Origin of the sequence: Marivita sp., assembly GCF_022763305.1 — a bacterium.
Taxonomy (GTDB): domain Bacteria; phylum Pseudomonadota; class Alphaproteobacteria; order Rhodobacterales; family Rhodobacteraceae; genus Marivita.
This window is the reverse complement of record NZ_JALEGT010000031.1, coordinates 56,454-70,485: the sequence shown is the minus strand read 5'-3', so window position 1 is coordinate 70,485 and position 14,032 is coordinate 56,454. Positions and strand designations below refer to the sequence as shown.

Annotated in this window: 8 protein-coding genes; 6 read left to right on the top strand and 2 right to left on the bottom strand. The window is 62.4% G+C overall.

The genetic code is table 11. The annotated features are described in order from the left end of the window. Positions 1-63 precede the first annotated feature (63 nt). The 4 genes from iolC (at position 64) to MRY75_RS05305 (ending at position 3,310) form a co-directional block, all read left to right on the top strand. Positions 64-1,140 (top strand): 5-dehydro-2-deoxygluconokinase, encoded by a 1,077-nt coding sequence (gene iolC, locus MRY75_RS05320; RefSeq protein ID WP_292306105.1) that lies wholly within the window; start codon positions 64-66, stop codon positions 1,138-1,140. After that, positions 1,053-1,892 carry a 5-deoxy-glucuronate isomerase gene (locus MRY75_RS05315; RefSeq protein ID WP_292306104.1) on the top strand — a complete coding sequence of 280 codons (840 nt, stop codon included), beginning with the start codon at positions 1,053-1,055 and terminating at the stop codon, positions 1,890-1,892. The genes iolC and MRY75_RS05315 overlap by 88 nt, the downstream gene beginning before the upstream one ends. Further along, positions 1,889-2,713, top strand: coding sequence for a class II fructose-bisphosphate aldolase (locus tag MRY75_RS05310; protein WP_292306103.1), 825 nt, complete (start codon positions 1,889-1,891; stop codon positions 2,711-2,713). Before MRY75_RS05315 ends, MRY75_RS05310 begins: the two co-directional genes overlap by 4 nt. A gap of 180 nt (positions 2,714-2,893) precedes the next feature. Then, positions 2,894-3,310: a VOC family protein gene (locus MRY75_RS05305; protein WP_292306102.1), complete on the top strand. Its 417-nt coding sequence runs from the start codon at positions 2,894-2,896 to the stop codon at positions 3,308-3,310. 3 nt (positions 3,311-3,313) lie between these two features. Here the strand turns inward: MRY75_RS05305 and MRY75_RS05300 are convergent, their stop codons facing one another. Continuing rightward, positions 3,314-3,622 (bottom strand): MocE family 2Fe-2S type ferredoxin, encoded by a 309-nt coding sequence (locus MRY75_RS05300; RefSeq protein ID WP_292306101.1) that lies wholly within the window; start codon positions 3,620-3,622, stop codon positions 3,314-3,316. A 25-nt stretch (positions 3,623-3,647) separates the two neighbouring features. After that, entirely contained in the window at positions 3,648-4,727 is a 1,080-nt protein-coding gene (locus MRY75_RS05295) for a fatty acid desaturase family protein (RefSeq protein WP_292306100.1), read from the bottom strand. A 142-nt stretch (positions 4,728-4,869) separates the two neighbouring features. On the opposite strand from MRY75_RS05295, the gene MRY75_RS05290 reads away from it, so the two are divergent. Together MRY75_RS05290 and MRY75_RS05285 are read left to right on the top strand one after the other, a co-directional pair. Beyond that, complete coding sequence (locus tag MRY75_RS05290) at positions 4,870-5,895, top strand: LacI family DNA-binding transcriptional regulator (protein ID WP_292306099.1); 1,026 nt, start codon at positions 4,870-4,872, stop codon at positions 5,893-5,895. 389 nt (positions 5,896-6,284) lie between these two features. Continuing rightward, positions 6,285-14,030, top strand: coding sequence for a Hint domain-containing protein (locus tag MRY75_RS05285; RefSeq protein WP_292306098.1), 7,746 nt, complete (start codon positions 6,285-6,287; stop codon positions 14,028-14,030). Positions 14,031-14,032: the final 2 nt, after the last annotated feature.

Genomic DNA, 14,032 nt, shown 5'->3' with positions numbered 1-14,032 from the left:
GCAACCGGTTGCAAAATCTGTATCGTCAGCGCGAAACCGGTGCAACTCAAATTGCGTGAGACCATGAAAGATCTGGCCCGACTGCACGGCAAAGGCTTCCTCGTCATCGGACGCGCGGGGATGGATTTCTATGCCGACCCGCCCGGAACCCGGCTGGAGGACGCGGTGCAGTTCACCGCAGCCTTGGGGGGATCATCGGCCAATATCGCCGCCGGTCTGTGCCGTTTGGGATGTGACGCGGCTTTGGTGACATGCCTGTCAGACGATGCCATTGGCCGTTACTGTCTGAAACAATTGGACAATTACGGGATCGACCACCGCTTTGTCCGGTCGGTCGGTGGCGAGGCGCGCAATTCGCTGGCGGTGGTGGAGACACGGATCGAGAACACGCAATCGGTGATCTACCGCAACAACGCCGCCGATTTCGCGATGACGATGCAGGATGTCGAGGCCCTGCCCTATGCCGGGTTTTCGGCGCTTATCACAACCGGCACCGTGCTGGCGGCAGAGCCGTCGCGCAGCGCGACATTCCACGCGTTCGAGCGCGCCAATGCCGCCGGGGTGCCGGTGATTTTCGACTTGGATTACAGGCCCTATTCATGGTCTTCGGCGCAGGAGGCGTCGGAGGTTTATTCCCGCGCGGCAGCGCTGTGCGACATCGTGATCGGCAATGATGTGGAATTCGATTTCATGGCCGGAGCCGAAGGCCAAGGGCTTGAAAAGGCGCGGTCTTTGATCGGCGACGGCGCGCAGATCGTCGTCTACAAGATGGGCGAATTGGGCGCGATCACCATCACGCCCGAGGGCGAGACGCGCACCGGGATTTTCGAGACCGAGGCCCTGAAACCGACAGGCGCGGGCGACAGTTTTCTTGCCGGGTTCCTTGCCGCTCTGGCCGACGGCCGGAGCGTCGCGGACGCCGTGCGCCAAGGCTCCGCCGCCGCCGCCATCGTGGTGTCACGCGTGGGCTGCGCGCCTGCCATGCCGACCCCGGACGAACTCACCGACTTCATGGCGCGTGCCGACATGCGCTCTGCCAGAGAGGAGGCTTTATGCACATTCCCCCCCATGACAACGGCAACAAGCCGATCGTCGATGTCGATCACCCGCTGGTGCCGCTCAACTACTTCAACATCGTGAAGCTGAAGCCGGGCGAAACGTACGAGTATAGGCTTGAAGCGTACGAAACCTGTATCGTGCCCGCGACCGGGACCGTGACCGTGGAAACGGCGGGCGAGACCTTTGCCGACATTGGTCATCGGGGCGAGGACGTCTGGGATGGCGACCCCGAAGGCGTCTATGTGCCCACCGGATCAGGTGCCCGGATCACCGCGCGGACAGAGACCGAGGTGTTCATCGCCGGTGCAAAATTTGCAACGACGTTGCAACCCTTTGCCGTCCGCAAGGATGATCTCGACCTCGTGCAGTACGGCAGCGACGACACCAAGACCCATCGCAAGATCAAGCACATCCTCGGGGCCAATCACCATGACCGTGTCGGGCGTTTGCTGGTGTCGGAACTCTTCACCGTGGGCGCTGGCGGCTGGTCGGGATTTCCGTCGCACAAGCATGACACGGACCGCCTGCCGGACGAGACCCGGCATGACGAAACCTATAATTTCCGCTTCAAGCCGGACTATGGCTCGGGCCTGCAGATGCTCCAGCGCGTCGATAACGAGCCGGGGGACGCGTATCATATCATGAATGGCTCTACCGTGCTGATCGACAAAGGGTATCACCCCTGCTGCGCCCTGCCGGGATACGAGATGTATTACTTCACCATCCTTGGCGGGCTGTCGCAGCGGTCGCTCAAGCAGTATTTCCAGCCGACCCATGCCGAACAACTGCACACGATCCCCGGCATCATGGACATGGTGGCCAAGTTCAAATGACCCGCGCCACGCTGGTCGAGGTGTTGCAGCCCGCCCTGCGGGAGGGCTACGCGGTGGCGGGGCTGGTCTGCCTTGGCTGGGAAGACGCCCGCGCCTATGTCGCCGCCGCCGAGGCCGAAGGCGCGCCGGTGATCCTGCAGGCCGGACCGGGCGCGCGGGCGCATATGCCCCTGCCCGTCTGGGCGGCGATGTTTCATGCCTTGGCGGATGCCGCCTCGGTGCCGGTGGTGTCCCATCTGGACCACGGGACCAGCGTTGCAGAATGCTCAGAGGCGATTGCGCTGGGGTTTACGTCGGTGATGTTCGACGGCTCGCGTTTGCCGTTGGAGGAAAACATCGCGCAGACGAAGGCCATCGTGGAGATGGCGCATGCGGCGGGTGTGTCTTGCGAAGGTGAGATCGGGTTTGTGGGATACGCGGATGGGGTTGCTTCAGAAGGCACCGATCCCGAAGACGCAGCCCGCTTCGCGGCGGAGACAGGCATTGACGCGATGGCGGTGTCCATCGGCAATGTGCATCTGCAAACGGATCAGGTAGCGCAGATCGACCGCGACAGGCTGGCCCGGATCGAAGCTGTGACGGACGTGCCGTTGGTAATCCACGGGGGGTCCGGCTTGCCGCATGACCTCCGCCACGACCTCGCGCGGACCAGTCCGATCTGCAAGTTCAACATCGGGACGGAGTTGCGGATGAGTTTCGGCGGGGCTTTGCGCGAAACCCTCGCGGCACGGCCTGATATGTTTGATCGGATCGCAATTTTGTCAGCGGTGGAGGAACCTTTGACAGCGAAAGTGCGGGAGGTGATCCGGGGGTTGCGCTGATCCTCCGGCCTTTTTGCCCATTCAGCTTCGAACCAGCGTCGCGCCCGCCCCGTGGGGGCGGTTCGGGCGCTGCCTGTGCTTGGCACAGGCATTGGGCACTGGATTTACAGAACACTCCCTTCAATCCTTTCGAAAAACTGTCATGTTGGAAGCACTCGACCCACCAAAGGACAAACTCCTATGATCGCCTATGTCACCGTTGGCGCAGATGACATCGAAGCCGCCAATCGGTTCTATTCGGCGTTCCTGCCTGCCCTTGGCTATAGCATGACCCAAGGCTCCGAAGGACTGAGCTTTGCTCTGCCGGTGCCGACGGGTGAAGCGCCCATTCACCCGGATTTTTACGTCAAACCCACCTTCGACGGGCGTCCCGCATCGGGCGGGAACGGGACCATGGTGGCGTTTGAGGCCGCCGATCAGGTACAGGTCCGCGCACTGCACGCCGCCGCGCTGGCCGCAGGTGGGTCGGATGAAGGGCAACCGGGGTTTCGCGCCAATTACGGCCCCCGCTTCTATGTTGGCTACCTGCGCGACCCGCAGGGCAACAAGATCGCACTGTTTTCGAGCAATCCGAACGAAGCCAGTCGGGACGACTGAGGCTCAGACCTCAATCCACACGCGGCCGCCTTCGACCTCGGTTCTGTAGGTGTTGAGGTTCACGCAGGCCGGAGCGCGTTTGGCCTCTCCGGTGCGGTAATCGAAGGTGGCATTGTGCTTGGGGCACTCGATTTCGTATTCCATCACCAGCCCGTCTTCGAGATGCACCTGCTCGTGCGTGCAGAGGCCGTCGGTGCAGAAATAGTCACCGTCGGGGCTGTGGTAGATGGCAAAGGTGCGGTCTTCGTGATCGAAGCGGATCAGGTCTTCTTCGTCGATGTCATCGGTGGCACAGGCGTCGATCCAGGGCATATCTTGTCCTTGCTTGTTTCTCAGATCATTCGGCGGCAGCGACAAGGGCGGCTGCGTGGAAGTCCTCGCGATAGGGTTTCGCGGTGGGCGGCAGATCGCGTTTGAGGAAAACGTCCTCATAGGCCAGTTGGCGGCGCAGTACGGGCAGGATTTCGCTGTAGGCCTGCCAAATGGAGGTGTTGGCCGCGGGCAGATCGTGTTTGATCGCTGTGTGAAGGTCGGGCAACCGGTGATAGGGCACCATCGGGAACATGTGGTGTTCGACGTGGTAGTTCATGTTCCAGTAAATGAAGCGCGAGACCGGGTTGATATAGACAGTGCGGGAATTCAGCCGGTGGTCGGTGACATTGTCGGCCAGACCCGCGTGCTGCATCACGCCGGTCAGGACGTGGTGCCAAGCGCCGTAGAGCCGGGGCAAACCGATCACCATGAGCGGCAGGATCGACCCCATTGCAAAGGCCAAAGCGATGGTCGCGGCATAGATCGCCACCCAGATCCGGGCGATGCGGATCACCTTGGGCTGTTCCTGCTCGGGGATGTAATCCGCCTCTTCCGGGTGGATGCGGCCCGAGGCGTTCACGAGCATCCGTTTCCAGCCATCATACGCGTCAAAAATCCCCAGGAAATTCAACGCGATCCGGAAGAGCGCAGGCGGGCGCATGGCGACGATTTCGGGATCGCGCCCGACGATGATCGTGTCGGTGTGGTGGCGCGCATGGCTCCAGCGCCAAGAGACCGGGTTGCGCACCATGCAGAAGCTGGCGATCTGGTAAAGCCAGTCGTTGTAACGGCGCGTCTTGAATGCCGTGCCGTGGGAACATTCGTGCCAGCGGGAATCCATGGCCGACCCGTAGAGCACGCCGTAGGCCAGCCAGAACGGTGCGCTCCACCACGAGGGCCACAGGGCGATGCCGATGGCGGCGAACAGCACCATGCAGGCGAACAGGATGACCGTGTCGCGGATCGCGGGCTGATCCGAGCGCTGCATCAGCTCTTTCATCTGCTTGCGCGGGATATCGGTGTGATACCACTCCGCCGCGGCAAGCCCGGTTTCAACGGCTTGACGGGCGTTTGGTCCAAGGAGGGAATAGTCACGTTTGGCCATGCTGCAGCACCTCGGGCGGGTCACGCTTGGTTCAACCTATCTGTGGCACGGTGTGCGGGAAAGATTTTGCGCGGCCAATCACATCAGTTTACATCAGTTCCGGCAGTGGTATTGATGGAAAAGACATCAGAGCGGATGTGCCATGCCCAAACGCCCGACCCTGCAGGACCTGGCTCAGGCGGCCGGCCTTGGCACCGCCACGGTGGACCGGGCGCTGAACGCACGCGGCAACGTATCGAGACGGAGCCTAGCTGCGGTCATCGCGGCGGCGCAGCGGATCGGCTACCCCCTGCCCGCACAACTGGATGGGTCCGAGAGGCGCGACCGCATCTCACTCGGGTTCGTTCTGCACAAGCGAACGCAAGCCTTCTATCAGCGGTTCGCAGATGAGATCGCCCACGCCTGTGCCGCCTTTCCGGATGCGGTAGTCACGCCGCATCTTCATTTTTCACCATCGCAGGCCCCGGACGATTTCGCGGAGGCCATCCGTGCGGCTGCCGCCGACGGACAGGCTGTGGCGGCGACCGCGATCAATCATCCAAATCTGACACGGCTGGTCGAGGATTTGAGTGCCGCCGGCACTCCGGTCTTTTCACTGCTCAACGATTTCGCCGGGCGCGCCGGTGCGGGGTATTTCGGGCTCGACAACATGAAGGCGGGGCGGCTTGCCGGGTGGATGATGGCAACGCAGTTGCAGCGACGGTGCCGGGTTGCCGTGATCGTGGGCGGTGCCCGATGGCATGGGCAAGGGCTGCGCGAGACCGGGTTTCGCACAGCGCTCCGGGAACATGCGCCGCAAATCGCCATTGCCGATACCAGCATCAATCTCGAAACCCGGCAGGTCACGTACGAAGCGACGCTTGACCTGTTGCAGCGCCATGCGGATCTTGCCGGTCTCTACGTGGCGGGCGGTGGCATGGAAGGCGCGATCGCGGCGCTGCGCGAAAGCCGTCCACCGGGCAAGCTGTCTTTGATCGTCAACGAACTGACACCCGAGAGCCGGACGGCACTCGCGGACCGCTATGTCACGATGGTGATCGCAACACCGCTCAGCGAGATGTGCGCGGCGCTGGTCAGGCGGATGGTGGACAGCCTGCGCAAGGGTGCCACCGGGGCTGCACCGGCCCATCTGATGGAGCCGTTGATCTATCTACCGGACTCGCTCTGACGCCACACCAACGCGGCAAAGCCAGATCAACCGTTGCGTGCAGCGCGCCCTTATGGCGTGCAAATGCTTCCGAATTGGAAACAGACGTGCGGATATCCTGCATTGTTTCCGGACCGGAGCACCAAAGACCACAAGCGCGCCAAAGTCGTTCGAAATTGTGGCCCCAATTTCAGGTTACGACCTTTTCAAGGGGATCCGTCCAAGGCCGTGCCATCCGGTCGAAGCCAGTGACAGACCGCCGTTGGAATGAGTGACTGGAGTACTGTCTTGGCGACCAAACTGCTTTCTCGGGCCGATATGACGACCCGCCGGAATCTGGCCGACATAAAGCGACCAAGCTTTGAGCCGTTACCTGCATTGTCTGTATCTGCGCCCAAGGACGCGTAACGATGGCCACCTACGTCGTCTCATCATTGAATTGGAACTCCGTCGCGTTCTGGACGGCCATCACGGAATCCGCGAGCGGCCATACTCTGGATTTCTCGGGGCTCGACGCGACATATTCCGTCGTTGTGGACCAGACGACCGGTGTCATCTGGATCACGAACAGCGCGACCACCTTCATCATCGGGGAAGCCGGTGTCACCGGAGTGAACGCCAATTTCGGCGGCAGCACGCTGCTTGATTATTTCACGACCATTTCCGGCGCTCAGAGCGGTGACCGCGTCACGGGGTCCGCATCCAATGACGTTCTTGACGGGAATTCCGGCAATGACAGCATGGAAGGCCTTGACGGGAACGACACGCTCTTTGGCAATGGCGGAACCGACGTACTGTACGGTGACGACGGGGCCGATGTCATCTACGGCGGCAGCGAAGCCGATCTGCTTTACGGTGGTGCGGGCACGGACCAGGTGTTCGGCGAAACCGGAAACGACACGATCGACGCCGGAACGGGCGAGGACTTCGTCGATGGTGGCGCAGGTGCCGACCTGATCTATGGTGGTGCCGATGCCGACCACCTTGAAGGCGGTTGGGAAGACGACAGTGCAGATACGATCGAAGGCGGCACCGGCAATGACCTGATCTTCGGCGCGGGCGGCAACGACGTGCTGCTCGGCCAGGACGACTGGGACTGGATCGACGGCGGCTACGGAGCCGACTTCATTGACGGCGGAACGGGCAACGACCGGCTCGTGGGCGACAAGGACAATGACACCATTCAGGGTCAGGTCGGGATGGACACCCTCACCGGGGGCGCGGGCGCTGACATTATTTTGGGGGGTGCCGATGCGGACGCGATCTGGGGCGCTGCCGGTGACTTCATCGACGGCGGCGAGACCGGCACAGACTATGACACACTGAACGTCTCGAACGTGTCCTCGGTCAGCTATTTGACCGCCGAGTCCGGGACGGTCTTTTTCAACAGCGGTGGGTCGTTGACGTTCCAGAACATCGAAAACGTCAACATCCTGTCGAACAACTACATCGTCGAAGGCACGGCCGCCGGTGACCAGATCGGTCAGTTCTATTTCGATGCCGATGGCGACTGGGTCGACAATAATGATGCCTTGGGCGGCGGCGAGGCGGACAGCATCCGCGCAGGGGCCGGCAATGACACGGTCTGGGCCAACGAGGGCAACGACACGATCCGGGGCGACGACGGCAGCGACCTGATCTACGGCGGCGGCGAGAACGACGCGATCTATGGCGGTGACAGCAATTTCCTGACCGCCGATGATGCGGGCGGCGCAGACACGATCTATGCCGGATCGGGCAATGATCTGGTCTTCGGCGAAGCGGGCAACGATGTCATCTACGGCGACGATGGGCTGGACACGCTCAGCGGCAACGAAGGCGCCGACCAGATCGACGGCGGCGCTGGCGCGGATTCGCTTCAGGGCGGCCAGGGCAACGACACCCTTCTGGGTGGCAATGACAACGACATCCTTTTGGGGGACGGTCAGTGGTACAACCCCACCGATTTCTCGTCCGGTCCCGGGATTACGGCCACCAGTCTTACAGTCATCAACAGCGCCGACGGCCCGATTGAGCTTTGGTGGATCAATGACGTCGGCACACCGATTCAATACGCCACAATTCAGGCGGGCAGCACTTATGTGCAGGGCACCTTTACGGACCACAACTGGGTGCTCCGTGACACGGATGGCCATTGGCTGGAAGTCATCGCAGGCGCGCCGAACCAGACCGTGGTTTACGGTGCCGAAGGGCTGAACGACACGCTCGAAGGCAATGCGGGCGACGATACGATCTACGGCCAGTTCGGCGATGACCGGATTGAAGTCGACTCCGGCAATGACCTTGCCTATGGCGGCTATGGCAATGACAGCATCTACGCCGGGACCGGGTTCGACACGCTCTATGGCGACGCGGGCAACGACTTCATCGTTGTCGGCGAATTGGACGGCACCAGCACAATCGACGGCGGGACCGGGAACGACACGCTTGATGTCGATACATCTACATCCGGTGGCTTTTCGGTCATCTTCAACACAACGGACGGCGGGACGCTCAACGCGACGAATACTTCTGCCTCCGGTACATTCTCGAATATCGAGGCCGTGTGGGGCAGCTCGGCCAACGACACCATCGATGCTGGCGCGGACACCGACGGAACCGAGGTTCTGGCGCAGGGGGGCAACGACAGCGTGGTCGGTGGCTCCGGCAACGACACTCTCGCGGGCATGGATGGCAACGACATCTTGCGCGGCGGCCTGGGCAATGACAGCCTGACCGGCGGCCTTGGACAGGACACATTGATCGGCGAGGCTGGCGCAGACTTCCTGCAAGGCAACGAGGACTCCGACCTTGTCGATTACAGCGCCTCGGATGCAGCGGTCACGATCGTTCTCGATGGCGGTGGTGCGGCTGGATTCGCGTCTGGCGGCCATGCCGAGAACGACACGATTGTCGGCATCGACGAAATTCTCGGGTCCGCGTTTAACGACTCTCTGACCGGCTATGACGCCACCCATCACGGCACGCTCAGCAACATCATCGATGGCGGAGCGGGGGATGACACCATCGACGGGATGGGCGGAAACGACATCCTGTACGGTGGCACGGGTAACGACAGCATCGCGGGCGGTGCGGGCGACGATTTCATCGACGGCGGCGACGGCAATGACAGTCTGACCACCGGAGCAGGGACGGACACCGTTTTCGGTGGCGCGGGCAACGACACGATCCGCAACGGCGAAGGCGACGACAGTCTGGTCGGTGGCACCGGCGACGACCTCATCATCGCGAGCGCGGGGAACGACACGCTGGAAGGCGGAGACGGCAACGATACGCTGGATGGCGGCATCGACAATGACAGCATGTCGGGCGGCGCGGATGCCGATACGTTCATTGTCAATGACAACTTCGGCAACGACACGCTCGCGGGCGGCGAGACGGTCACAACTGGCGTCGATTCAGACACCATCGACCTGAGCGCCGTGACCACGGGCGTCACAGTCAATTTCTCGGCGGGCGAAGCGGGCACCATTGACGACAACGCCAGCACCGACGTCATCACGTTCACTGAAATCGAACGGCTGATCCTGACGGATCAGGCCGATGTCGTGAACGGTGGCGGCGGCAACGAGGTGATCGACGCGGGCGGCGGCGATGACACGGTCGCCACGGGCACCGGCAATGACAGCATCTTCGGCGGCGCAGGCAATGACAGCCTGATCGGCGGCGACGGCAATGACACGGTCGATGGCGGCGCGGGCGATGACTACGTCGCGGCCTTTACCGGCGATGACCTGTTGCTCGGCGGGGATGGCAATGACGAGATCTTCTCGTTGGGCGGTGGCAATGACACGCTGGATGGTGGCGCGGATGCCGACCTGATTTCGGTCATGACCATGAGCACCACCACCGTCACAGGTGGTGAGGCCGTCACAACCGGCACCGACAACGACACGCTCAACGCGAGCACCGGGGTCGACATGACCCTGACCATCACCGGCGCCGAATCTGGCACGATCACGGCTGGTGCCGACACGATCTCGTATTCCGAGATCGAAGCCGTTCGTCTGGGCTCTGGCAATGACACCGTCGAAGCGGGCACTGAAACTGCAGGGCTGAATATCGACGCGGGTGGCGGGGACGACCTCTTCAACGCGGCCTCCACCACTGGCAATAACACGCTCGAAGGTCAGTCGGGCAACGATACGATCTACGGCGGCTCCGGCGACGAAACGCTTGGCGGTGGCTCGGGCAACGACCAGATCTTCGGCGGCGCAGGCAACGACTCGATCCGAAGCGGTGGTGATGCCGACACGGTCGAAGGCGGCTTGGGCAACGACACCATCGACGGCGCACAGGGCGATGACCTGCTTGATGGCGGTGATGGTGCCGACCTGATTTTTGGCGGCGACGGGGCCGACACGATCATCGGCGGTGTCGGCAACGACACCCTTGCGGGTGGTGGCGATGCGGACACGTTTGTCTTTACCGACGGGTTCGGCATCGACACCGTGAGTGCCGGCGAAACCGCGACCATCGGAACCGATTTCGACACCATCGACCTGAGTGCGCTGAATTCCTCGGTGACGGTCATCTACTCCGGCGTCGAGGCGGGTACGGTCGACGTTGATGCCACCACGGACAGCATCGGATTTACAGAAGTCGAACGACTGATCCTGACGGACCAAGGCGACAGCGTACTGGGTGGTGCCAGCGATGACGTGATCGACGCTGGCGGCGGCAACGATACCGTGAACGCCGGCGACGGCAACGACACCATCAACTTTGGCAGCGGCGATGACAGTGGAACGGGTGCCGCGGGCAACGACAGCCTCGACGGCGGGGACGGCAACGATACGATAACCGGTGGAGCCGGGAATGACACGCTCATCGGTGGCAGCGGGGACGACTCCCTGTTCGGCGCGACGCAGGCCGACACTCTTAGTGGCGGCGACGGAAACGATACACTGGATGGTGGTCTCGGCGCGGACTTCCTGTCTGGCGGGGCAGATTCCGACACGTTCCGTCTGACGGACAGTTTTGGCAACGACACCATCGTCGGCGGTGACACGTTCACCACCGGTGCGAACTACGACACGATTGATCTGACAGCGGTCTCGAATGCGGTCAGCGTGGTGTTCAGTGGTCAGGGCGCGGGCACGATCACCGACAGTGTGACCGGCCATGTCGTCACCTTCTCGGGGATCGAACAGCTGATCCTGACCCAAGGCGACGACACCGTCGATGCGACGCTGGATGATGGCTACACCTACATCCAGACCCGTGGCGGCAACGACTACGTTCAGGGCAGCCCGGCCAACGACGTCTACGACGACGAGATTTTCGGCCCCAACGGCTCTGGCAACGACACGTTCATCGGTGGAGATGGGGCCGATCAGCTCTGGGGCGGAACGGATCAGGACAGTCTCGTCGGTGGTCTGGGCGATGACAGCCTCTATGGCCAGTCGGGCAATGACACGCTGGACGGCGGTGCGGGCAATGACGTGCTCGAAGGTGGCATCGGCGATGACAGCGTCACAGGCGGCGACGGCGCGGACCTGATCACCGAGTACAGCTACGGCGGAACGGTGGTTGCAGACGGCACCACGGTGACGGGTACGAACAGCAATGACGCGTTTGTCTTTGCCGGAGCAGCAGGCACCAGCGCGACGATCATCCTCGACGACGGGTCCGGCACGGCGAATGATGCCGACGTGGAATATGACACGGTCTTCGTCACCTCCACCGGCGATGCGGCAAGCCTGACCCTCGAAGGGTTCAGCTACGGCACCGACCGTATTCAGGTGTCCGAACCCTGGGCGGGCCTCGCATCATCGGAGATTGCATCGGGCCATCATCAGGTCACCGTCACCTACGCGAACGGCAATACCCAGACCTTTGACGTTCTCCACGACAACGGAACCGATTTTGACCCCACGTTGGTGATGTTCACCTATGCCGGCAACGACACGCTGGATGGCGGCGCGGGCAATGACACGATCCTGGCTGCCTATGGCGACGACCTCGTCTTCGGCTGGACCGGCGACGACAGTGTGCTGGGTGGTGACGGCAATGACACCGTGTTCGGTCAGGACGGTAATGACACCATCTTCGGCGGGGCTGGCAATGACTCGCTGGACGGCGATGACGGACTTGCAGGCGCGGATTCCATCTTTGGCGAAGATGGCGACGACACGATCATCGGCGATGGCGGCATGGACACGCTGTCTGGTGGTGACGGCAATGACCTGATCTTCGCGGGTGCCGACAACGACTCTGTCACCGGTGGCAGCGGGAACGACCAGCTGTTCGGCGAAGGCGGCGCGGACAGCATTGATGCAGGTTCAGGTGATGACACCATCGACGGTGGCGATGGCAACGACACGATCATCGGTTTTGAAGGCAATGACAGTGTCCTTGGCGGCGCAGGTGATGATGTCATCAACACCCGCACCTCGCCCGGCACGGGCTTGCCGGACGAAGGCTATGGCGCTTCCGGCAACCCGCTCTACTATCCGGCCGACCCGGATGCGTTCAATGACCGTGACTTCGTTGATGGCGGCATCGGCAATGACAGCATCCTGACCGGCGACGACAACGACATCATCTTTGGCGGTGACGGGGCCGATACGGTCGATGCCGGCTTTGATGACGACCTTGTCTCCGGCGGCGCAGGTGCGGATGTTCTGGAAGGGAACGAGGGCAACGACACCATCGACGGTGGCGCGGATGGCGATCTAATTTATGGCGACGTCGCACCGACCAACCCCGATTACGCCGTCTTTGCCCCCTATGACCTGCCCAACGACGGCACGGATCTTGCGCCGAACAACAATGCCGACAGTCTGACCGGCGGCGACGGCAATGATACGATCTACGGCCAGGACGACAATGACACGCTCGAAGGTGGGCTTGGCGACGACGTCCTCGATGGCGGCACTGACAACGACTATCTCGACGGGGCCGACGGCGCCGATACGCTGATCGGGGGAACCGGCAACGACACCCTGCTGGGCGGCAATGATGCCTCGGCTGACAGCCTCGACGGGGGTGCCGGGAATGACGAGCTCAGCGCAGGAGATGGCAACGACACGCTTCTGGGCGGGGATGGCAACGACTCGCTCTTCGGCGGCGGCGATGATGACCAGCTCGATGGCGGGACCGGCGCAGACACGCTGGATGGTTGGTCGGGCAATGACACGCTGACCGGCGGGACCGGCGACGACCTACTGACCGGGAGCGACGGCAACGACACGTTCGTCTACGTCGCGGGCGACGGCACTGACACGATTACCGATTTCAACTTCGGCAACACCGGCACGCTCAATGACGGTGACATCACCAACAACGACCGGATCGACCTGTCGACCTTCTATGACGACATCTGGGAACTGACTGCCGACTTCAACGATGACGGCGTCCTCAACCAGTCCAACAGCACCCTGCTTGGTGGCACGGTCGATTACTCGAACAACGCGAGTTTCGGCGGCGGTGGTGTGGCCTTCACCAACGGGGTCGGCGACACAAGCTTCTTCACCGCCGAGAATACGGGCGTCGTCTGCTTTACGACGGGGACCCGCATTCTGACCGAAGCGGGCGAGCGTCCGATCGAAACCCTGCGATCCGGGGACCGGATCGTGACCCGGGACAATGGTGTGCAAACCCTGCGCTGGATCGGTCAGCGGCATCTCAACCGGTCCGAGCTGAGCTGCGCGCCCAAGCTGCGTCCGGTCCTGCTGTCGCCCGACCTGACCGGGGGGGACGCCCCGTTGATCGTGTCGCCGCAGCACGGTGTCCTGCTAGACCTCGATGGCGAGGAAACGCTGATCCGCGCGGCCCATCTGGCCCGGATGAAGGGTGGATCGGCGCGGGTGATGCAGGGCTGCCGGGCGGTCACCTATGTGCACATGCTCTTTGAGGCGCATCAGATCGTTTTTGCCAACGGAGCCCCGTCCGAAAGCTTTTTCCCGGGACGCTTTGCCCTCGCGGCCTTGAAGACCGGCGCCCAGGGCGAGATTTTTGACCTGTTCCCGGAGTTGAGGCATCTGGAGGCCGAGACAGCCTACGGACCGACTGCCCGCAGCTTTGCCCGTGGCGTGCATCTTCCAAATCACCTCAAGTCACTCAAGGCCCGGCAGCGTTTCGTGCCCGGTGCTGTGATCGCGGCGCGGGCACTGTCCTCTAGGCGGCGGGCGGTACCTCGGATCGCGTCTTGACT

What these genes read in the sequence shown, in the direction of transcription:
- MRY75_RS05305 (WP_292306102.1), top strand. Translation starts at nt 2,894, where the DNA reads ATGATCGCCTATGTCACCGTTGGCGCAGATGACATCGAAGCCGCCAAT.
- MRY75_RS05310 (WP_292306103.1), top strand. Translation starts at nt 1,889, where the DNA reads ATGACCCGCGCCACGCTGGTCGAGGTGTTGCAGCCCGCCCTGCGGGAG.
- iolC (WP_292306105.1), top strand. Translation starts at nt 64, where the DNA reads ATGAAAGATCTGGCCCGACTGCACGGCAAAGGCTTCCTCGTCATCGGA.
- MRY75_RS05295 (WP_292306100.1), bottom strand. Translation starts at nt 4,727, where the DNA reads ATGGCCAAACGTGACTATTCCCTCCTTGGACCAAACGCCCGTCAAGCC.
- MRY75_RS05315 (WP_292306104.1), top strand. Translation starts at nt 1,053, where the DNA reads ATGCACATTCCCCCCCATGACAACGGCAACAAGCCGATCGTCGATGTC.
- MRY75_RS05300 (WP_292306101.1), bottom strand. Translation starts at nt 3,622, where the DNA reads ATGCCCTGGATCGACGCCTGTGCCACCGATGACATCGACGAAGAAGAC.
- MRY75_RS05285 (WP_292306098.1), top strand. Translation starts at nt 6,285, where the DNA reads ATGGCCACCTACGTCGTCTCATCATTGAATTGGAACTCCGTCGCGTTC.
- MRY75_RS05290 (WP_292306099.1), top strand. Translation starts at nt 4,870, where the DNA reads ATGCCCAAACGCCCGACCCTGCAGGACCTGGCTCAGGCGGCCGGCCTT.